This window comes from Veillonella parvula, assembly GCF_032550495.1.
GTDB classification, from domain to species: Bacteria; Bacillota; Negativicutes; order Veillonellales; family Veillonellaceae; genus Veillonella; species Veillonella parvula_G.
Window position 1 is genome coordinate 69,860 of sequence record NZ_JAWFZJ010000004.1, and the last position, 23,195, is coordinate 93,054.

The following is a 23,195-nucleotide window of genomic DNA, read 5'->3' on the forward strand; positions in this document are numbered from 1 at the left end:
TAATTGGAAAGACTATTCTTAGTCTTTAAAATTTTAATAGACTATTTTTAAACACTAAGTTATAAGTTATAAAATAAAAAGAGATTTCATCCATGCTAGTAGGAATCAGTTTCATCTTGAAGATTCCACAATCGCATAAACAAAATCTCTTTAAAATTATTAACTATTGAAAAACATCAGGTGGTGTATCTATTTGTTCACCATAAAAACGACGAGTCCATTTCCAACGGTTATGAAGCCAGAACCAATCTTCAGGATATCGCCGAATATAATCTTCAATAAACTCATTTAGACGAGTTGTTGTTACCGCTATATCACGCTTTTTATCATCTGTACGTTCCACATAAATTGGTGGATGTGCTTCAATCTCATGTTTCTCAGAAAACGGACTATAATGTATGGTTACAAAAATAATAGGCACATCTTGCATACGAGCCAGTACAGCTGGCCCAGCAGCCGTCAATGTTTCATAGCCAAAGAAGGGTGCAAGAACGCCATCATCACCAGGGTCCTGATCCATAATAAGGCCTAAAAATGCACCTTTTTTTAGTTCATTAATCATTTCACGAACACCTGTTTTATAGGTCACATGTTGATGCATAATCCGACGATATTCATTGATAAACTTATCGGCATCACCATTCTGTTTCATAGCCACAGAAATCAGCGGATATCCTTCAGAAGCAAGAACGCCACCTAAAAGTTCCCAGTTACCACTATGAACAGCAGCTAAAATTGCACCTCGACCATTTTCTAAGGCATCATCTAAGTACTCTCGATTAATAAACTCCACCATATCTTTGTATGCGCCATCTTTAATTTCAGGATAGCGCAATACATCAATAATCATACGGCCAAAGCGTGTAGTACTAGCTTTCGCAATACGTCGAGCTTCTTTAGGATCATCTGTAATATTACAGAATAAAATTTGGCCTATCGCCAGGCGCTTGCGTTTAGGTGGCACCACTAACCACACAATTTCACCAAGCAATGTACCAATAGCATATTGCAAACCTTTAGGTAATAAGCAAATAAAGGCACTAAAGATTTTCATAAACCTATACATGGATTATTAGCTCTCCTTAAGCTGTGCTTTCAAAGCGTCAATTTCTTTTTGTAATTGTTTTACAGTTTTCACCATTTCTGGCAAACGATTCTCGTAAGCAGCCAATTTCAACCACTCTTTATGAGGTCTCATTGGATACCCAGCCATAACAGAATTAGAAGGCACATTGCCAGTAATTCCTGTTTTACCTGCAAATTGTACATTATCTCCAATTGTAATATGACCTGTACAGCCTGTTTGTCCTGCAAAGATTACATGGTTACCACATTTTGTACTACCTGCAATCCCAACCTGTGCGATTAAGAAACAATCTTCTCCAATCTCAACATTGTGGCCAAGGTGAACAAGATTGTCAATTTTGGTACCGCGGCGTACCAAGGTAGATCCCATTGTAGCATTGTCGATAGTAGTGCAAGAGCCAATTTCTACATCATCTTCAAGAATAACATTGCCTACTTGAGGAATATGCGTATGAATACCATTTTCTGTGGCAAAACCAAAACCTTCACCACCGATAACTGCTTTAGCACGCAATACAACGCGTTTACCCAAAATACAGTTCTCATGTACGATAGCACCCGCATAGATGTCAGAATCTTCCCCAATTCGTACATTATGACCAATATATACATAAGGTCGAATCGTTACATTATCACCGATAACAGCATTATCATTAATAACACAATAGGCACCAATAGCTACATTTTTACCAAGTGTAACATTCTTGCCAATAATAGCAGTACTATGCACTTCACGGGGAACTACAACAGGTGGATGGAATACTTCTAGCACTTGGGCAAATGCAGATTTTGCATTATCAACTACGATTTGCGCCATCGGTGCATTTTTTACTTCTGATTCAACGATAACAGCACCCGCTTGGCATAACGCAATATGTTCAACATATTCACCAATTGCAAAAGTTATGGATTGTTTTACCGCTTGTTCAAAGCTACGTGTCTCAGTAATGACAATAGACTCATCCCCTATAAGTTGACCGCCTACTAAATTTGCGAGTTCCTGTAAAGTTTTTTCCAAGGCAAACTCCTCCCCCGTGGTAATCTTCAATTATTGTGCAGCTTCAGTTGTACTTGTTGCAGCTTGATCTGCTTGTTGTGCATTTTGCTGAGCATCTTGTTGCTCTTGGGCTTTAGCTGCATTTTCAACTTCTTTGATTTGATCGTCAGAAGCTTTACCCATTTTTGTAATCAAATCCTCAGTTACATCAGAGCCACCGCCAACAACAGCGCCTTTCTCAATAATAACATCAAGTTTTTTCTCTTTCACAAGTTCATTGATTTTTTGTTCTTGATATTGACGATATTCTTGCGCTTTTGCATTCGCAAAGGCATTTAATTCTTGATTCGCTTGATTAAATACATTTTGTTTAGATGCTTCATCGGCAGCAGCAATTTTAGCATCTAATTCCGCTTTTTTAGCATTGATTTCTTTAGTAATTTCAATACCTTTTTCAGTACTGTTTGCCACTTTCACGCTATCAACATAACCAACATTATTAGAACCACAACCACCTAAGATAGCCATAGAAGCTACTAAAGATGCACCTAATACTAAAGATTTAATACGTTTATTCATAATATAACTCCTTATTGAACTCGATAGGACGCCTTCACTGCATCAGTAATATCAAGCCCTTTAATATTACCACCATCATCGATGATGACTAAATCCAAATGTTGTTCCTCAGCAATAATTGCTACGCGCATACGAACATCTTCTAAAATAGCCTCATGAAGTGCACTCACCTCAGCTTCTTTATCTGAAAGCTTTTTTGCCCATGTATCATTCCACTCTTGCGCCACAGGCAGGTTATTATTAGCAATGATGGATTGTGCTTGTTGTTGTACCATGGAGTCTCGTTTCTCAGCTAATTCCTTCTGTAGGGATGCAGCGTATTGATTGAGCTCTTCCTGCCCTTTTTGTTGCATTGGAGCAAGCTCAGCCTGTACCTTTGCTTTAATTGAATCTACATCGAAATCCGATGGTTTTCTCTTAGCTAATAAGTCCTTTAATCTTTCTTCTTTTTTAGCTTTTTCAGCCATAGCCGCTGCTCTTTGTGCATCATCTATATATACACGTGCATCATAGGCATATAAGTCTAGTTGAAGGTTTACGATTTCCAGATCATATTCATTAGTACTAACCTTTAACTCAGCTAAATACTTTTGAGTCAATTCATTGCGTTTTGCATTTAATTGCTGATTTAGTTCATTCTCTTTTGTTGCAATACGAGTTTGCAATTCGACCGTAAGAGCATCTGACAAGGTTGAATCCAGTGCAAGCGTTTTCAACTGTTTATCTTGTGTCTCTGACTTGGCATTTAAGGCTTGTTGTTCAAGTTCATATTGACGTTGTAAAAGTTCCAGTTCATTTTTGGCTTGTTTATAATCCTCATAGGATGGATTAAACTCTAGTACATCATCAATGCGTACAACACCTATTGACATACCATCAGGACCCTGTTGGCGATTTGTTACAAAACCATAGGCCCAAACCATAGCACTTATTGCAGCAACGAGAAATATGACTAGTCCTATATATCGTTGTTTCCCGTTCATTGTCGTTCTCCCTTACATAGAACTACAGTTTATTTTTTTGCATCAGTAGCTAGTTTTTTCAATACTTGATCTGTAATATCAACACCACCGTATAGTACAGTGTCTTTAGTCATAACAACGCTAAGACCTTTAGCATCACCAACCGCTTTTGCAGCCTCCATAGCTTTATCTTGAACGGATTTAGCAATTTCTTGATCTTTTTTAGCTAGGTTTTGACGAGCTTCTTCAGCAATTTTTTGTTTAGTAGCATCATCTTGTGCTGCATCAATTTTAGCTTGCGTTTCTTGTTGTAATTGGCTTTGATAGCTCATATACTCTTGAGCTGCAGAGATATAAATTGGATTATCTTGAGACAACATACGAGATGTATCGATAACCCCAATAGTACTAGTCCCACTATTACTACTAGGCGAAGCCATTTGCGTATAAGCTAACGCACCAATACCAACAATAAAAATTGCAGCAATGACGATGGAAAAAATCTTTACATTCGCCTTGTTGTTCATCATTCGCATCATAATAGAGTGCCCTCATTTCTTTAAATCACTGCATCAAAGGATGCCATATAGAGATATTGGTGAAAGCCTCTTTAAAAAGAGGCCTTCACCATATACATTTACTATATTAGAATTGTGTACCGAAGCTGAAGTGGAATTTATTTTTGTGTTTACCCACGCCATAGTCAAGTTTAACAGGACCAATTGGAGTTGTAATACGAACACCAGCACCAACGCCATAGTTAAAGGATTTTTTGCTGTTATACCATGTAACATTTGGTGCATCCCATGCATCACCAATATCACCGAATAACACACCGCTAACTTTCTTAACAATTGGGAAACGGAATTCCAATGTAGCATTGTACATCTTCTTACCACGGAATTGATCATCTTCATAACCACGTAAGGAATCAGCTCCGCCCAATGTGAACAATTGGCTATAAGGAGCATCACCTTGGATGAAACCAGCACGTGCACGGAATGCCAATACATTTTTAGCACCCAATTTCTTGTACATACGAGTTTCAGCTGTGAATTTGTAGAAGTCGAAGTCACCGCCCAAACCATGACCAGCCCATTGTGTAGTATAGGAAATACGACGACCACGAGTTGGTTCATAGATATTATCGCGAGAATCGTATACTTTTTGCCATGTTACAGAGTTAATGCGACCGAAGTTATTTTTTACATAGTTGTCAGATGCGAAGTTATAGGAACCATTATCCCAGTTTGTACCTTTACCCGCATTTTTATCATAACGGAAACCAGAGCTATCATCATCATCCCATTTATAAGAATCTTTACGGGATTCTAATGTCAAGTAATCACGAGTATATTCCCCAGTTTGACGACCGAAGGAAATATTGAAACCACGAGATTTCTTATTGTATTCTGCTACTTCATTACCATCTTCATTGTAATCTGTGTATTCATCTTCGCGGTTGAAGAAGGAGAAGCCAAGGGATGTACCTTTGCTATCGATCCAAGGTTTCAAGTAGGAGATTTGGTAGTTCTTATATTTTTTCTTACCACCGATTTCCCAGTGAACTTTAAATTTATCGCCAGTACCACGGAAGTTATCTTCACCGAATTCAACAATACCCATCAACCCATCAGATTTAGAGTAACCAGCACCTAATGTGATGGTACCAGTCTTATGTTCCAATACATCGATTTCAATAATTACATTATTTGGATCTTGTTCACCTGGCAACATACGAACGTTTACGTCATCAAAGAAACCTAAGTTATATACGCGTTCTACAGAACGACGTACCAAGAATTTATTAAAAGGTTTTCCTTTCTTTTGAACAAATTCACGAGTAATAACTTTATTGCGGGTTTTCTTGTTACCTGCTGGAATGATATCTTCTACGATACCTTCAACAATGTGTATATGAAGTACGCCTTGGTCATCTACACGGACACCATCAACATGTGCTAACATATAGCCATCGCGAGCATATGCAGCATTAATGCCTTGAACTTTTTGCCCTACGGATACAGAGTTAAGAACTTGACCTGGTTGAATGTCCATGAACTTAGTCAATACTTCGGAGGAATATACAGTATTACCTTCAAAGGAAACGCCAGTAGTAACTGGATTTACTGTTACGGCAAAGTCCAATTTTACGCCTTCAGGCACGGAAGTGAATACAGGATTTACTTCGGAGAAGTAACCAGTATTACCAAGATTAGTTACATCTTTAAATACGCCATCAACAGATACGGCATCGCCAACTTTTTCAGTTAAAATTGGCAACAAATTTGCTTGCTGTTCAGCTGTAACGCCAGATATAGATAAACCGGTAATCAATTTACCTACGTAAGGATTAACAGATTCTGCACTAGCAGATGTAACATATTGTGCTTCTACTGTTGTAACAGCTTGAGTTTGGCCATTTTCAGCAGCCTTATCAAGATCAGTACCACCAGTAGTTTTAGATACCATTTTTACTTGTTTATCATCAGTTTTTAAAGCAGCATTATTGACTGTAACAGTTCCATCAGAACCTTTTACTACAGTGCCGTCACTAGATATAGTCGTATCACCACGAGCAGCTAAGATAGCTGCATCAGTTTCATCTTGTATAGTTGTAGTAGTTGCATCAGCATTATAAACAGCTTGTGTAGTAGCTGCATCATTTGTTGTAGCAGCATTAGTCGTCGTTGTGCTATTTAAATCTGGAGTATAGCCAGCTTGTACCTCAGCAGCAAATACACTGCCTGTCCCCATGACAGCGGTCAACACGGACGCTGCAAGCATACTTTTATAAGCTTTTGGTTTAAACATAAATTCCTCCTAGAACTCATCCCCATAAAGAGTTTACATCTTATTTATAAAGACTAATAAATCTTTATCATTATAGCATAAATTGCTTGGAATGAGTACTATATTAAACAAATTTTATGAAATTAATATGACTAGAATGTGCATACCTAAGGGGTTTACACATTCTAGCCATACTCTTAAAAGCTACGTGTCCAACGACCACCTATATAATTGTTCCCTTTTGATGTATGCCATCCCGTGAACTTAAGGTTTCGTTTAACAGAATATTCTATACCATATTTATTTTGTTTGTTATTAATACCTTGAGAATAAGTCAACATGACTCTCGGTAATACATATTTACCGATTTCAATATTATAATTACTTGCCGTATCCCTATTAGTTGGCTCATCGGGATCAATTGACCCTGTTGTAATATTGATGCGGTCTAACCCAAGTGTATTTTGTAATGCATCTTGTACATAGCCAAAAGCAAACATTTGAAGCCCTGCTGTAGCCACAGCATTCACATCTTCATTTGTCAAAGTACTACTATTTGAATCTGCACCGCGGCCGAAGGTCAACATGGAAATGATTTGCTTTCTAGACAATGTAGGATTAGAGGACAATGATAAGTCCATATGATCCACTGTCCCTTTTACGCCAAGCATAATAGTGTAATTACTTACATTTGTTTCAGCCTCTAATTGTAAGTTTGGTAAATAAGAGCCACCTACGAAATGAGCATTCCCTTTTGTAATATTAAATACATGGCTCAAATACTTAAACGTGCCATTTCTAACATCGAATTGACCACTAGCAGTTGGATTTTGTAAGGATCCACCAAAATGAACATCGCCACTGATAAACATGTTGTATAAGGTGCGATCATATAAACGTACACCTTTACCCGCATGAACAGTAACATCCACCCCCATATCTTTGGTACTTTCACTAGATTGTAAGGAAAGAGGAATTTTGAATTGAATCTTTTCAAGATTTAAAGTACCAATAAGGGTCGGCAATCCATCTCGGTCAGCAATATAAAGTTCACCATTCAAAGGTCCTCTTACATATTCACTGCGAACCTCTAAGTCTTCTAGCTGAACTGCCGCCTTGTAATTAGTAAGAGTATGTCCAGACCAATTTACTTTAGCAGCCAAACCAGCTGAGCCTTTGCCCATATTAATACGGGATTGGAAATCACCTTGTTGACCAGAGAAAATTAAGTCACCATCAATACCAGTAATTTGATTTTCTACACTTGCCAATTTCATCGTACCATTACGTACCGATACAGTACCATATGCTTCAGGCTGATCAATAGTGCCTGTAATGTGAACCGTGCCTTTTAACGGACCTGTTGCCTCCTTAACACTAGTTGTAAGAAGAGGGATAACAGCCATATCTGCTTCGTTAAAATCAATAGTTACATCCATAGATTTGCTATCATTTGCTGGAATATACCCAGACGTAAAGATTGCCGCTAATGGAATCTTACCATAGACACTTAGCTTATACCCACTTTTGGCACCTTGAATTCGTTGAATCTGAATAACTTGATCTTGCATTGTAGCCAATACAAAACCTTCATCAATACCAACACCATTAAAGGACCCCGACTCTACAGCACCGGATAATTCTACTTTAGGATTCTTAGTTTCCCCAGTGATATTTACAACGCCAGTCACCCAACCAGTAGCTTGAATATCCTTACCCATAAGTGGCAAGAACGGTACTATATCAACATCCTTTAATGCAACCTGTAAGTCCGCTTGACCATCAAGATCCATCGTACCGCCTATTGCAATGAGACCTTCATCAACAGGCAGTTTCAAAGTTGTAACTTTGAATTTACGATTAGCAAGACTTGCATCGATAGTTGCATCACCAACAATCTTTTCATCAATACTTACATCATTAATCTTGCCTGTTACATTAACGCTTGGATTGTCGCGTGTACCTCCGATTTCAACAGAACCATTTAATTTGCCATCAATGTGTTCATTGGACCGGTCTAGCAAGGTTAGCAAATTCTTTACGCTACCATTAGTAACATCTAATACACCAAATAGTTGTCTACTATCATCAAACTTCATACCACCTTTAGCAGTGTAGCGACCACCATCGGCTTCAGCAAAGGTAAAATCTTGCACATTTACAACCGATTTATCTGCATAAACACGACCATGAATATCGTTCAATAATTCCCCATTAACTGATAAGGCATCGGATGAAATATAGCCATTGAATTGAGGGTTATCCACAGATCCAGTAATTTGTCCTCGACCAGATAGCAAACCATCAACTTTGTAATCCGTATTAATGAGCAATCTGCCCATATCAATTTTTTTGCCTTCAAAATCAATATTAATTGCTTCTTTAGATACTGTACCTCCACCTGTGATAGTTGCACCATAACCTTCAATATCAAATCTATAAAGCTCTAATGTATCATTCTGATAGTTATATTTTGCAAACGCATTGGTCACGAGTTTGCCATAAGCAGAACCATCCCACAAATGAGCACGACCTTCTATAATCGGATTTGCAGCCGTCCCTGTAATATGATTGTCTGTTTCAAACCAACCTGTAATAGGAACATCTGTAACAGTACGAATCACATTTTCAATACGAGCAGCCCGAGCCTTGGCATTTAGATCTAACACATCTGTATTAAGATTATACCAACCATTAACATCATAGCCCCCATCGCCATCACCAATATGTCCATTGGTGATAGTGAGAATATGGTTATCTAGCTTAATATCTCCATGGATATTATTGAATCGAGCCCCTTTATAATGTACCTCTTGACCCCATACAGTGCCCATTACATTTGGATTATCCAATGTACCTTGTATCGCAAAAGAGGTATTCAAGGTGCCATCAACCTCTTGACCAATAATAGGACTTAGTGCGGTCAATGGCAATGCATTACCGGAAATAGTGGCATCTATATTACCATTTTGGATATAGCCATATCCGCTTAGCGCCCCATCTCCTATAGTGCCTACAACGGTCATATTTGTACTATTATCAGCATGCGTAAAGTTAGCTTTTGCAGTATCAACTACAACACCGCGAATGCCTATTTGGCGACCTTCAACAGCGCCTACAACATCTGTAACTTGATTATTTTTTCCTAAGATACGCATCTCACCATCGATATTACCTGTAACCGGTGAGGTCATATCTTTTGTGAAAGTGCCTAAAGGTAAATTTTGAATCTTTATAGTAGTATCAAAATCCCCTGTATCAACCACATATTGGCCCTTAACCTTTGCACTACCTTCGCCTACTGATAGGCGCACATCATCCGTACGAACTAAACCGTTATCATATACAATATCACCTTGTAAACGATCAATATAGTAACCATTATAAGAAATACCATCACTAGCAATCGTTGCATCTACACGAGGAGCTACTGTCGTACCACCAATATGTGCACGCCCACCTACAATACCAGAAACACCGACGTCTGTTATCGCCTCTAAATCTACTTTATCGGCCACAACATTAAGATTTAAATACTCTTCATCTTTGCCTAGTGTAACTAAGCCATTGATCTTTGTTACTTGATCATTTACCCTCCAAGAACTACGACTAATAACGATTTGATCATTATTAAGCATAATGCGACCCGTGCCATCGGTAATATTATAAATTGTATTACCCCGTTTATAAGTGCCTGTTAAACCTTTAAAGCCTACATTACCACTCATAATGTATTTGCCATCTTCACTTTTAAGATTTAAATGTAAATCTTGTAACTTACCACTCGTTACAGATAGATCCTTACGAAGTGGAACAAAACTCATAATACCAGCAGTATCAATTTCATCAGCTTGTACAAAGAGATCAAAATTAGATACATTGTTCATATCAATTTTGCCATTCAAGGTAATTGCGGAACCATCTACATCAGCAGTAAAGGCACCTTTAGACATGCCACTCATATCAAGCGCCATAGTCCCATCAAGATTTTCTACATTCCTCTTTATTCCATCTTTAGTACGTAGCGCTACGCGACCATCATTAATAGTCACAGAGCCATCAAAAGTACCCGACTTATTTGGATCGGATGGTTTTACTAACTTAGTTATACTCCACGACCCATCAGCTAGTTGCCATATATGAAAATCTGGCGCCTCAACGATTACACTAGAAATAGCCGTAGCCCCTGATGTGTTGCCACCGACAATCTTCGGCAAAGAAGATAATTTAACTCCTACAGCTACCTCTTGAGCAGTTCCAACTAAATGACCATCTCTATCTTTAATAATCACATCTGTTAGAACAACATCACCATTCCAATTAATTCGGAGAGAATCATAGTCTATAGATCCGTTTATGACATTATTTACTTGTTCTTTAACCATAGGTGCAATGTAAATTTGAGCCATAGGATTGATGCTGGCACCAACAATACCAGACAAACCTAAAATCGCTGCACCGATAAGGAGCCACTTTTTACGGGTCATAATGATACTCCCATACACATTATGAATAATATAAATATATATACTAATCTTACCACAGACACAGTAATAACTATAGTATTTTCAGGATAAATTTTATAAAACCTATCAATAACACTCATTATCTATAATGCCCACTACAAGAAAAAAGACGACCAAAGTCGTCTTTTTAAGGATCATATTATTGATTGCCGCCCAGTTTTGCCAATTGTTCAACAGCGCCACTATTAGCGATAACTTCAGCCCCTTGACCTACAGGTGTAGACAATGGAACGCCTGTTAATTGTTCAAGAGCCGCAATGCTAATATTGTAATTGTAAAGAGCTTCTACATAGTTATTACGAGCTGTTGTCAACTTAGTTTCTGCATCAAGTACATCAAGGTTCGTACCAACACCTGCACGGTAACGAAGCGTAGCAATACGGAAACTTTCTTGACCTTGTGCGACTGCAGTTTGTGTACTTTGGATTGTTTGTTCAGCAGCTCGTAAATTCAAGTATGCTTTTTGTACAGCTAACAATACAGCATCAACAGTGGCCAAGTTAGCTTCTTTTGCTTGTTCAAGTTGTGCATTTGCTTTTTTAATAGCATTTTGTGTTGCACCACCATCCCATAAGTTCCAAGTAGCACTAGCACCAACACTCCAGGACTTTGTACTTGTACCAAAGTAACCATCTGGATCACCATAGCCACGACCAGCTTTTACAGCAACCGTAGGCAAATAACCCGCCTTAGCAGATTTTACAGCTTCTTCCGCAGATTTTACATCAAGAGCTGATTTAACAAGAGCGGAACGATGAAGCATAGCATATGCTTTCGCTTGCTCCAAGGTTACATTATATGGTTTATATTGTAAATCATGCTCTGCTGTAGTAATAGCTGTTTGTGCAGGGTATGCAATAACTTGATTTAAGTTCGCCTCTGCTAAATTTGCAGCATTTTGCGCTTTTACAAGAGATGTTTGAGAATCATCAAGATTTGTTTTAGCTGCCAATACATCGGAGCTCGCCACTAAACCAACATTATACTGTGCCTCTACATTAGTTACATGACCTTGATAATCTTTAACAGCTTGTTGTGCTACATCTACCATATTACGGCTCATAATCAATGTATAATAACCGTTAAGAGCATCATATTTTGCTTGTTGTAAAGCCTCTTCATAGCTAGCACCAGTACCTTCACGAGTATAACGTGCAGAATCAATGCTTGCATCGAGTTGTGGATTGAATACAGGCGCACTAATGGAGAAGTTATGACTACCAGATTTGCCACTACCTGTGTCACCGCCCGTTTTTTGAGCACTCCAACCATAACTAACACTTGGATTCTTACCAGCTGCTACTTGGCTTACTGCAGATTTAGCAGCTTCATAACCCCATTTAGTTTGCTTAGCTGTACGATTATTAGCTAATGCTAAATCAACCGTACGGGCTTCGTTTAAAGCTAATGTACGTTCATAGGTTTTACTGTCTAAAACAGATTTTTCTGCTAATTGCTTTTGTGTTAATTGAATAGCTTCTTTTTGATATTTGCTTAATTGGTCTCCGTTGTTAACGGATGTAGTTACTACATCAGCGGCGAATGCACCAGTAGTAACTAAAGAAAGCATTACACCTAAGGAAAGAACCTTTTTATTCATAATATGTACCTCCATACTCATATAGAGTAAATGTGTTAGTCATTAGAATACTTGTTTAATACCGAAATAGGTACCTCCATTCGTAGAACTGAACGGTCTGGTCATTTGAATAACGCCATAGGTATCTTTATGCAAACGTATATCACTACGAATACGATATTTACGATGATTAAGGTCATATAACGCGGCTGATAAGGACACTGGACCACGGAGGTTATAATCCACCCCGAGACCCAATTCACTTTCAAAAATACCACCACGCACTAGCCATTTAGAACTAATAAATCGACCTGCATTCAGATCAAAAGTAGTATCATCACCCATATTAGAAAGGCCAATTTCAGCCATTCCTTTATTGTTAAAGGCACGTACTCTACCATTGACACGGAATTCATTATCCGTTGTGTTATACAACAAATCTACAGATGGTTCAATCTTGGTAGATGACTTTTTTTCAGTCATACCAACCTCTACACTATTTCCATTTACATCCGTTTGGTACGCCTTTCCGCCCATCAGTTTATTGATGCGAGCTGAAATCTGTGCCGTATTATGTAAAGTCTCCTTAATATTTTCTTGTGCTTTAGGATCTGTTACAGTTGATTCCATGGTACGAGCCATATTATCTACACGATCAGTAGTTTGTTTTAAATTAGTTAAAATAGCACGCATATCATTGCCTGCATTACCATCAGCATTAAATTGCTGTGCTGCTTGATTTAGCTGAGCCGTTACATCCGCCATATTTTGTGTAATAGCTACCGCATTATCAGCCATCACAGCTGTAGATTGCAAAGAATATTTAAGTGCACTTTGAGTTGCAGGATCACCAATAATACTATTAATAGACTGTAGCATCTTCTCAGTACCATCCATTAATTTTTGTGCACTCTGCATGGCCTTATCCACAGCATCAACGCCTTCACCTTTAACGGAGTCACCATCTTGTAAATATACTTTAGACTGTCCTGGTGAAATTTGAATAAATTTATCACCTAAAAAACCATCTGACCCCAAGGAAAAGATTGAGTCACTTGGAATCTGCGTTTTTTCATCAAGTTTCATCTTAACCACAACGCCACGCGGTGTAATTTCAATATCAGAAACAGTCCCAATGGCCACGCCGGAAAATTTAACCTGATTCCCATTTTTTAGGCCATTTACTTGAGTGAAATCACCTGTAATTGTCATTTGCGGTTTAGCCCAAATATCGATACGGCCTACAAATAGTATGCCTGCAATAAATAGAACTATACCTATTATTGTAAAAGCCCCTACCTTGGCCTCCGTCGTCCACTTCATTATATATCTCCCATCGCAGATTCGTTAATCGGCTCTGCTTCACCATGAATAAATTGTTGTACCTTCTTATTTGTAGAATTCTTAAATTCTATTGTATCAGAAATTTCTACAAAATGCCCCTGATCGAGTAAAGCTATGCGGTCAGCAACATAAAATGCTGACTGCATATCATGTGTTACCACGATAGAAGTACAACCAAGCCGATTCTGCATCCCCTTAATTAGCATACTAATCGTACCTGATGTAATAGGATCTAACCCTGATGAAGGTTCATCATAAAGAATTAAACTCGGATCTAGTGCTATAGCACGAGCTAAGCTAACCCGCTTTTTCATACCACCAGATAACTCATTAGGCATATAGGACTCATATCCCTTTAAACCAACCCAATCAAGTCTTTCTGCCACAATGCGTTTGATTTCGTCATCCTTTAACTTCGTATGTTGACGCAAACCAAAAGCTACGTTCTCACCTACCGACATAGAATCAAACAAAGCTGAATATTGGAATACCATCCCCATTTTTCTTCGTACCGTATTAAATTCATCTTCAGATAATGTAGTTATATCTGTGCCATCTACGATAATCTGCCCTGATGTAGGACGTTGTAAACCTATTAATAAGCGAAGTAATGTACTTTTACCACTACCACTGCCGCCTAATATAACTAACGTCTCCCCATCATTAATAGTGAGATTAACAGAGTCTAAAATCACACGTGACTCGTAGGCAACTACAACATTGCGTAGTTCAATCATAAATCCCTCTAAAAATATCCACTAAAATAACAATGTAGATAAAAAGTAATTTAATACAAATACTAGAATAATACTAGTTACTACAGAACTAGTAGTGGAAAAACCAACAGCTTCTGCGCCCATTTTAGTTTCCATGCCCTTATAAGCACCTACCAATGCAATGACAGCACCAAACACACTAGACTTTATAAGTCCTAAGGTGAAATCTGAAATGGTAGAAAACATTTGAATAGAATCTAAATATGTACTAGGCGCCAAACCCTTGATAACAGTGGCTACAAAGTAACCACCGGCAATACCGATAACAACACCATAAAATGCCAAAATTGGCACCATAATCATACACGCTACTACACGTGGTACCACGAGGTAACCAACAGGGTCAACAGCCATAACACGTAGGGCATCAATTTGTTCTGTTACCTTCATTGTACCAATTTCAGCCGTGATGGCGGCGCCAACACGGCCGGCTAATACTACACCAACTAAGATAGGGCCCAATTCACGGCCCATAGCTACAGCCATAAGGCCACCTACTGTACTTTGAGCACCATAGGTAATGAGTACATCTGTAATCTGTAAAGTCATAACCGCACCAGCAAAGAGCAAAGTTAAGCTAATAATAGGCAAAGAGTCTACCCCTAGGTGAGCCATCTGCTGAAATACATGCCACAGATTAATCATTTTTAATTGTTTTATTGTTTGCCACACTAATAATGTAGCACTACCCATCTGTGATAGGCCGTTTATGACGACTCGACCTATCGATTCTAGCCAACTCAACAGTGTCTCCCTTTCCCTTACAGTTTCAACTTATTCAGGTGTATTTGTTTCACCAGCATTAGCCTCATCTTTTTTATTAGTTTCTTTCGACTCTTTTTTAGGGTCCTTTTTAGACTCAGCTTTATCCGTTTTATCTTTTTTAGATTGATCTTCCAATTCTAACTTGCGTTCCATCTTAATCTGATGTTTCGCTTCTTTGACGCGTTTTGCTAATTCTTTATCACGATCAGCGGACTTCATTACATGAATCGTAAATTGACCATCACCTTGCACGATGTACTCAGTATCAACGGCAGTCTTTTCAGGTTTCTTTTCATCATCCTTACTAGAACTCAAATCTTCTTGACCTGTTTTTTTCTTTACATCCCCTGGCATAGGTTTTGATTCCACATCTTTAAGTTTAGCCTTTTTAACAGATTGAGAGCCATCTTCATCAACTAAGCTAATACCATCTTCCAAAAATTCTACAACGATTTGATTATTTGTATCAGTCTTTTGAATCTCATCATAAAGCTCATCGAAATCTTTATGAACTTTCAAACGGCGTAAAATTTCGTCTGTTAAATTATACTTTTGTTTTTCCAATACGTATGGCAATGGAATCTCGCCACCGCCACGTACCTCTAAAGTATATTTACCAATAGCTTGATCTTCTGGGACCTTAAAGAAGATTTGTTTAATAACCTTTTCGCCGCGGAACGGTTCTAATGTTACATCTACTACAATAGTATCCCCAGGAGAAACTACAGTAGACGAAGCAGAAGCATCTATAAGCTTGGCTGTTTTCTTATCTTGCGTTACGTTTGTTTCAACCGAAATATCCGAAATTTCATAGTTGATGAATCGATTGTTCATAAGCACATCGATAACATTATAAAATTCATCAACTGCTTTTTCACTAATGGAATCAGAGCTGTAGAACATATTTGTCCGCGTTAATGGCTTATGTTCTTTCCCTTTTGGCGTAATAGTATAAGAAATTGTAGCCGTACCAGAACCACTGCGATCCAATGTTTTATTCAACATATTGTATAAGGCTGTAGCTGCTAAAGTTGGTGTCATTTCACCATCTTCAATAACCTTGACGGAACTAGTTCTATCACGGCCCATATCAATATCCTTTAAATGGAATCGCAATGGAATACCTGGCGAAATCACGCCTGATACACCTGCAATACCGGCACCTCTATCTTCAGTAACAGAACCAATCTCTTTACCCATAGAGCCAAGCTTAAAGGCAGCATTATAGCTTTTTACAACGGTAAAGATACTTGCATTGTGCATAAAATAGTTAGAAGAACCATGTTTTAAGAATGGATGACCAAAGGCAACAACCTTTTCACCATCTACATGAGTAACAGTACCAATAGCGCCCAATTTAAGGTCACCATCAACTAGCAAAGCCGCTACCGAGCCACCAGCTTCTAAAGGTTTTGCAATTTCATCACCACTAGCACTTGCGGTGTCATATGTTTCATATTTATATTGTGGTAACTTCGATTTAAAGTATTCCATTGATGCCGCATCGAAGCCATACGCCATAAGTGGAGTGCCTAAAGGAATCAATTGTGTATCATCCCAAGGTTTAGATAAGTTTTTCTCATATGGTATATTCCATAGTTTGACCATATCCTCAATAGGAGTAATCATACCTATCGTACCATCCGCAAACCCCCAGCCATAAGCAACAGCCCCAACAAGTTTACCATTTATATATACAGGGCTACCACTCATACCATGCGCAATGCCACCAGTTTGATCCATAACGGGTCCGGAAAACTTGGCTAAAATAAGATGACCAGATGGTCCCTTATCCTTCATGACACCCAATACCTTTACATCAAAGGTGGAAATAGTATCCCCTACGATTACAGTTTTTGCAATACCTTCCATACCTGTTGTTACATCATTGACAGGCATAAAATCAATAGCCTGTACAGTTGTAAGTGAAGTACAGAAGAAAAGCGCCAGTATCGCTTTTCTATACCGACGCCAAGAATGAGAAAACTTCATTCCTTCTCTCCTTTATTTACTTTCTACAGTGACAACGATTTGATCACGAGAAACGTCTGAACCCACTGTAACATTAACCGCCGTTACAGTACCAGTTACAGTAGATTTAGCAGCAGCCATAGGACCAGCCAATGTCTCTACAGTCACCAATGTTTGGCCTTCTGTTACAGAAGTACCAACAGAAACTGTAGAAGCAACTTTACCTGTTAATACACTTTGGTATGATACAGGGGCCGCCATTACAGAGCTAACACTTAAAATGCCTAATGCAGCTAAAGCTAACACTACTCTTTTCATAACGATCCCTCCTTTTACAAAATTAGTTATGTATTTATAGTATACTAAATTATTAGTAATATTTCAAACAAAATTGTATGCAACGAATCTATTTTATGATTACTATATCCTCATAACTCATAGGTGCAGAAGATTTGTGTACATAATCATCATTGATAACTATATCAATGCTACCTTGATTTGATAATTCAGCGCCATCAACAACACCTAATTTAGACAATAACTGAGCTCCTTCTTTTTGAGTCACACCTACAGATTGAAGTTCGGATTTATCAACTGTTAGCACAACTAAATCATGTTCCTTTGTGGTTCCAATGAAACTACGACCTTTGTTATTAGATTCATCAGCTCCTACATAGCGACCGCCTTTCATCACCATAGTGCCCACTTCTAAACTAGCTCCACCGGTAGTACTAACTTGAGCAAGTTCTTCTCTATTTTGAATCGTAATAGGTGTTCCAACTTTTAATTTTCGTAAAGCATTTCCAGATTCGCCATGACCAGACAATACATATTGGTTTTCCCCAATTTTAGAATTTCCCTTTTGTTTACTAATAACCTTGCCATTAGCTACAGTCACTTCATAACCATATTCATTGGTCTTTGTAGAAGGACCATAAGTTGACGTATAAAGGGTCAAGGCATTCTCTTTACGAACCGTATCAACGGAGGTGATTACAAAACTCTCATTCTTTGTTTTAGCTTGAAGCAAAGGTTTTTTCTCTTCTATAAAGTATCCTCTATTAGGCGTATATCGTAACGTACCACGATTAGAAATACGCTCTAAATCAATGGCTCCATCACTCGCCACTGAGTAAGGTCGTTCAAAACTGCCCCCTTTTACCTTTGCTCCAATGATAGCTGTATGAGCTTGAGTAACAGAAGATAATGGTTTACCTTCTGGAACATGCGCCACCACCATAGGTGAATCATTATCTACGGTCAATGCAAAGGCTTGAATTTTCCCTTCAGCTACGGTGTTATTAATTTTGCTATACGTTACAGATTTATTTACATCTTTTGTAGTCTGTTGCGCATAGCCAGAAAATAAATCCACTACTATACGCGAAGGCTTTTCTAATGCAAACTCATGATGTTGTACATCCTTATTCGCTGTTAATGTTACTCGTAAGGCCCCATTAACCGGTTGTAAGCCAATGCCTTTAAGAACTCCCGTTTTTTTATCATTTTGTGATATGGGGCCAGTTAAAGCATTTGTAGTGCCCCCTAAGTTCAATGTAAGAGCATGTGTTTCTTCATTATAGGATTGAGTCCAAGATACAGGCATTTCAGATACATCTAAAACAATTCGGCTTGTACCTTCATGATTAGATACGCGCACCCCTGTTAAATTACCGGCCTCAGCATGAGGAACGGTACTACCCAGTAGACCTAAAACAGCAAAAGTCATATACAGATATCGTTTCATCTTTAATTCCTCTATAGCTACAAACCATAATAATGGCCTTATATCATTACATCAATTTTACGCAATATACTTTTACTATAGTATACAGCATAAAGATGAAAAATTCAAAAAATAAACGAAAAACGAGGTTACAGTCTAAAGATACTCCATACATAAAATAGAATAACTGTAGACCATAACCTCGTCAATTTAAGCTTACATCATCATGGTATATTATTGTAACTATATTATTGTAACTCATCTAATGTATCACGAAGCTGTGACATTTCATCTAATGCCTTTGCAACACCTTTAATCACTGCATATCTTGGAGATTCTACAAGGTATGCCGCGATTCCAATAGAACGTGTAATAACACGGTCTAATCCATCGATGAGCGCGCCACCACCAGTAAGAATTATGCCATGATCGTTGATAGCGGCCACAAGTTCCGGTGGAGTTTTTTCTAGAATAGACTTAACGCCTTCCAAAACATTCATCACTTGTGCTTCTAGAGCACGTTGAATCTCTAAAGAATTCACCGCAACCATCTTTGGTAATCCAGAACTTGAATCTCGTCCTCGTACCTCAATCGTGCGCTCCTTTGCACGGCGATCCACAGTCCCTACAGAAATTTTAATTTTCTCTGCTGTTAGCGGACCAATAACCAAGCGTTTCTTACGACGGATATAGCGAATAATAGATTCGTTAAAAGAATCTCCACCGATGCGAAGTGATTCACTTACAACTACACCCGTATCACAAAGAACGGCAATATCCGTAGTGCCACCACCAACATCGACAACCATCGCCCCTACGTGCTCAGCATCATTGAGACCAGTCCCCATAGCAGCAGCCAATGGTTCTTCAATAAGGACTGTCTTTTTTGCACCAGTTCTGAGTAAAGCTTCCAAAATAGCGCGTTTTTCAACTGGTGTAATGCCCGACGGAACACATACAATAATACGCGTCTTCATCAATCTAGAAGCAGGTACAACGGAGCGAATAAAGTACTTCAACATGAATTCTGTCATATCATAATCTGCAATAACGCCCGCTTGAACTGGACGGATGACGGAAATCCCTTTTGGAGTACGGCCCACCATAGAACGTGCAGCCTCACCTAAAGCAAGAATATCACCAGTTTTATCATCCCGTGCAATATACGCAGGTTCATCTAATACCAAGCCTTTACCCTTCGCAAAAATGAGGATATTTGCAGTCCCTAAATCAATTCCCAAATCGAAGTTTAAGGATCGATTTAAACGACTCATAAAATCCCCAACTTGCTCAGGTCGAACTAAACGTTTTAATGTCATGGCTGGTGTTGTTTTAGCAATCGCTACAGTCTCACGACTACGTCGTTCAGCACGGCGCATTTTTGTAACTTTAATCATGGTCTCACGCATATTGGAGGCCAAATGATTAGCTTGCTTTGCCACGCCATTTGAAAGCTTAGTAGACTTACGTTTTGTCCTTCTCAATGGTTTGCGTGTAGTACTCACTTTCGAATTTTCAACCTTTGCAGCACCTAAGTTCTGTTGCTCGTTGTATAAAGCCGGCCCTTTAGAGCGCCGGCTTCTTTTCTTTTTATTTTGTTTTGGCTGTGTACTCTTATTCGTCAACCCGAACAATATCAGCACCTAACCTTTGCAATTTACCTACAAAATCATCATAACCTCGGTCAATATGATGTAAACGACCGACTTCTGTTCTACCTTCCGCAGTCAATGCAGCACATACAAGCGCCGCTCCAGCACGCAAATCAGTAGCATTTACTATAGCCCCATGTAAGCTTGGCATACCTTCGACAATAGCTTGACGATTGTCAATGTCGATATGCGCTCCCATTTTACGAAGTTCAGCAACATGCATAAATCGGTTTTCAAAAACAGTTTCTGTTACTGTACTAGTGCCTTCCGCAATCGTAGTAAGAGCCATAAATTGAGCTTGCATATCTGTTGGAAATCCAGGGTATGGCAATGTTTTAATGTCCACAGCTTTAATGCCTTTACCACTACTGATAACGCGAATACCGTCGATTTCTTCCTCTACTGTTACACCAGCCTCCTTTAATTTAGCCACTACTGGTTTTAGATGTTCTGGCAATGCGTTTTCCACAAATACATCACCACCTGCCATAGCAGCTGCGATTAAATATGTACCAGCTTCAATGCGGTCAGGAATTACTGTATGAATAGCACCGTTTAATTGAGGTACACCTTCAATACGAATCACATTTGTACCAGCTCCGCGAATATTAGCACCCATAGCATTTAAGAATGTAGCCAAATCAACAATTTCAGGCTCTTCTGCAGCATTTTCGATAACGGTTTTACCTTTCGCCATAGAAGCAGCCATAATTACATTCTCTGTAGCCCCCACACTTGGAAAATCCAAATAAATTTGAGTCCCTTTAAGTCCTTCCGGTGCATGAGCATATACGTAATCTTCAGTAATTTCAATTTTTGCACCTAATGCTTCAAATGCTTTTAAGTGAAGATCAATGGGGCGTGCACCGATAGCACATCCACCAGGCATTGAGATTTTAGCCTCCCCTTTACGAGCCAAAAGTGGACCCATGACAAGGAAGGATGCACGCATTTTACGTACAAGTTCATAAGGAGCTTCCGTAGCAGTCAATGTAGAAGCATCAAAAACAATTTCACCATCTGCATTATTACGAGCGATTTTAACCCCCAAAGACTCGATAACTTGGCAAATCGTGCCTACATCTTCTAAATTTGGAATTTCAAGCAATTTACTAGGCGTTGATGCTAGCAAAGTACCGGCAATAATAGGGAGCACTGCATTTTTAGCACTACTAACACGTACACGTCCTTCCAACCGATTGCCACCTTGAATGATTAACTTTTCCAACAGAATTCCTCCTACACTTTATATCGTTCATCTTGTATAAGCTACAAGACCTTGTATTTATAACGTCATATACTAAATGTTATTATACTATTTTTCGATATATCTCATCAAGAGAATAAGAGAAAATACAAAGAAAAAAAGCCCTGAATATATCTCAAAAATTTATGTCCAATTTTTGAGTATATTTCAGGGCTTTATTCTTATTTTGCTTTTAATGTTTTAAGTTTATGATCCATATGCACGGTATCAAGGAAGCGAACCGTACCAGTTTTAGACCGCATTACAATAGTATGCGTACGCGCACCACCTGGAAAATATTGAATTGGATTTAATAAGTTACCACGTGTAATGGCAGTAGCCGCAAAGATAACATCATCAGTACGAACTAAATCATTTAATGTGAGCACTTGGTTTACATCGGCAATACCCATTTCATGGCAACGACGAATTTCTTCATCCGTTTCTGGTTTTAAGCGAGCTTGCATATCGCCGCCTACACATTTCAAGGCTGCAGCCGCTAGTACACCTTCAGGTGCACCACCAGTACCTACAACCATGTGTACCCCAGAACCTTCGATACAACATTCCATAGCTGGATTAACATCACCATCAGAGATGAGCATAATGCGAGCCCCTACTTCACGAGCTTCTTTCATCAAGCCTTGATGACGCTCACGATCAAGCATAACCAACGTGATTTCATCTACATTACGTTCCATTTTAGTCGCTACATTTTTGATATTTTCGGTCAAAGATTTCGTAATATCGATAGCACCTGCACCGCGAGGACCAACACAAAGTTTCTCCATGTACATATCTGGTGCATGTAACAAGCCACCTTTTTCTGCAATCGCCATAACTGCAATAGCACCATTTTGACCTTTAGCAATCAAGTTTGTCCCTTCAATAGGATCAACTGCGATATCTACTTCTGGTCCGCCAGCGCCTACGTGTTCTCCGATATAAAGCATAGGAGCTTCATCAATTTCGCCTTCTCCGATAACTACCGTACCAGAAATGCGAACAGAATCAAACGCTTGACGCATAGCATCTACAGCAAGACCATCGGCTGCATCCTTTTGCCCACGGCCAAGCAAACGACCGCTACGCAAAGCTGCGGCTTCAACGACACGAGCAAATTCCAAAGATAATGTACGATCCATAATGGGCCTCCTTATAAGTCCTCTATGTATTGATATGACTCTTACCTA

General features: G+C 38.8%; 17 protein-coding genes. All 17 read right to left on the minus strand.

From position 1 onward, the window contains the following. Positions 1–163 precede the first annotated feature (163 nt). On the minus strand, positions 164–1,066 hold the full coding sequence (locus E6X37_RS08700; protein WP_039965501.1) for a lysophospholipid acyltransferase family protein: 903 nt from the start codon (positions 1,064–1,066) through the stop codon (positions 164–166). A 6-nt stretch (positions 1,067–1,072) separates the two neighbouring features. Beyond that, positions 1,073–2,104, minus strand: a complete 1,032-nt coding sequence (lpxD, locus tag E6X37_RS08705) for a UDP-3-O-(3-hydroxymyristoyl)glucosamine N-acyltransferase (protein ID WP_004695469.1) — start codon at positions 2,102–2,104, stop codon at positions 1,073–1,075. A 30-nt stretch (positions 2,105–2,134) separates the two neighbouring features. Beyond that, complete coding sequence (locus tag E6X37_RS08710; protein ID WP_287507765.1) at positions 2,135–2,662, minus strand: OmpH/Skp family outer membrane protein; 528 nt, start codon at positions 2,660–2,662, stop codon at positions 2,135–2,137. 11 nt (positions 2,663–2,673) lie between these two features. Beyond that, positions 2,674–3,645, minus strand: coding sequence for a coiled-coil domain-containing protein (locus E6X37_RS08715; protein ID WP_287507767.1), 972 nt, complete (start codon positions 3,643–3,645; stop codon positions 2,674–2,676). A gap of 29 nt (positions 3,646–3,674) precedes the next feature. After that, the gene (locus E6X37_RS08720) at positions 3,675–4,163 is read right to left on the minus strand and encodes an OmpH/Skp family outer membrane protein (protein WP_004695463.1); all 489 of its coding nucleotides are present in this window, start codon (positions 4,161–4,163) and stop codon (positions 3,675–3,677) included. A gap of 106 nt (positions 4,164–4,269) precedes the next feature. Then, positions 4,270–6,438: a BamA/OMP85 family outer membrane protein gene (locus E6X37_RS08725; RefSeq protein WP_004695462.1), complete on the minus strand. Its 2,169-nt coding sequence runs from the start codon at positions 6,436–6,438 to the stop codon at positions 4,270–4,272. Between the two features lie 176 nt (positions 6,439–6,614). Then, on the minus strand, positions 6,615–10,904 hold the full coding sequence (locus E6X37_RS08730; RefSeq protein ID WP_105087053.1) for a translocation/assembly module TamB domain-containing protein: 4,290 nt from the start codon (positions 10,902–10,904) through the stop codon (positions 6,615–6,617). 178 nt (positions 10,905–11,082) lie between these two features. Further along, entirely contained in the window at positions 11,083–12,543 is a 1,461-nt protein-coding gene (locus E6X37_RS08735) for a TolC family protein (RefSeq protein WP_021147875.1), read from the minus strand. 42 nt (positions 12,544–12,585) lie between these two features. Then, a complete protein-coding gene (locus tag E6X37_RS08740; RefSeq protein WP_024061015.1) occupies positions 12,586–13,845 on the minus strand; it encodes an MlaD family protein in 1,260 nt (419 codons plus the stop codon). Continuing rightward, positions 13,845–14,603, minus strand: coding sequence for an ABC transporter ATP-binding protein (locus E6X37_RS08745; protein ID WP_004695454.1), 759 nt, complete (start codon positions 14,601–14,603; stop codon positions 13,845–13,847). The genes E6X37_RS08740 and E6X37_RS08745 overlap by 1 nt, the downstream gene beginning before the upstream one ends. Positions 14,604–14,624: 21 nt before the next feature. Continuing rightward, a complete protein-coding gene (locus E6X37_RS08750; protein ID WP_004695453.1) occupies positions 14,625–15,386 on the minus strand; it encodes an MlaE family ABC transporter permease in 762 nt (253 codons plus the stop codon). Positions 15,387–15,416: 30 nt separating this feature from the next. Next, complete coding sequence (locus tag E6X37_RS08755) at positions 15,417–17,399, minus strand: SpoIVB peptidase S55 domain-containing protein (protein WP_316689746.1); 1,983 nt, start codon at positions 17,397–17,399, stop codon at positions 15,417–15,419. 12 nt (positions 17,400–17,411) lie between these two features. After that, positions 17,412–17,696, minus strand: a complete 285-nt coding sequence (locus E6X37_RS08760) for a biotin/lipoyl-containing protein (RefSeq protein ID WP_004695449.1) — start codon at positions 17,694–17,696, stop codon at positions 17,412–17,414. A gap of 88 nt (positions 17,697–17,784) precedes the next feature. Beyond that, complete coding sequence (locus E6X37_RS08765) at positions 17,785–19,125, minus strand: phosphodiester glycosidase family protein (RefSeq protein WP_156696965.1); 1,341 nt, start codon at positions 19,123–19,125, stop codon at positions 17,785–17,787. Positions 19,126–19,352: 227 nt separating this feature from the next. Then, the gene (gene mreB, locus E6X37_RS08770; RefSeq protein ID WP_156696964.1) at positions 19,353–20,738 is read right to left on the minus strand and encodes a rod shape-determining protein; all 1,386 of its coding nucleotides are present in this window, start codon (positions 20,736–20,738) and stop codon (positions 19,353–19,355) included. Beyond that, on the minus strand, positions 20,719–21,984 hold the full coding sequence (murA, locus tag E6X37_RS08775; RefSeq protein ID WP_156696963.1) for a UDP-N-acetylglucosamine 1-carboxyvinyltransferase: 1,266 nt from the start codon (positions 21,982–21,984) through the stop codon (positions 20,719–20,721). Before murA ends, mreB begins: the two co-directional genes overlap by 20 nt. A gap of 200 nt (positions 21,985–22,184) precedes the next feature. Beyond that, positions 22,185–23,147 carry a class II fructose-bisphosphatase gene (gene glpX / locus E6X37_RS08780; RefSeq protein ID WP_024060969.1) on the minus strand — a complete coding sequence of 321 codons (963 nt, stop codon included), beginning with the start codon at positions 23,145–23,147 and terminating at the stop codon, positions 22,185–22,187. Positions 23,148–23,195 lie beyond the last annotated feature (48 nt).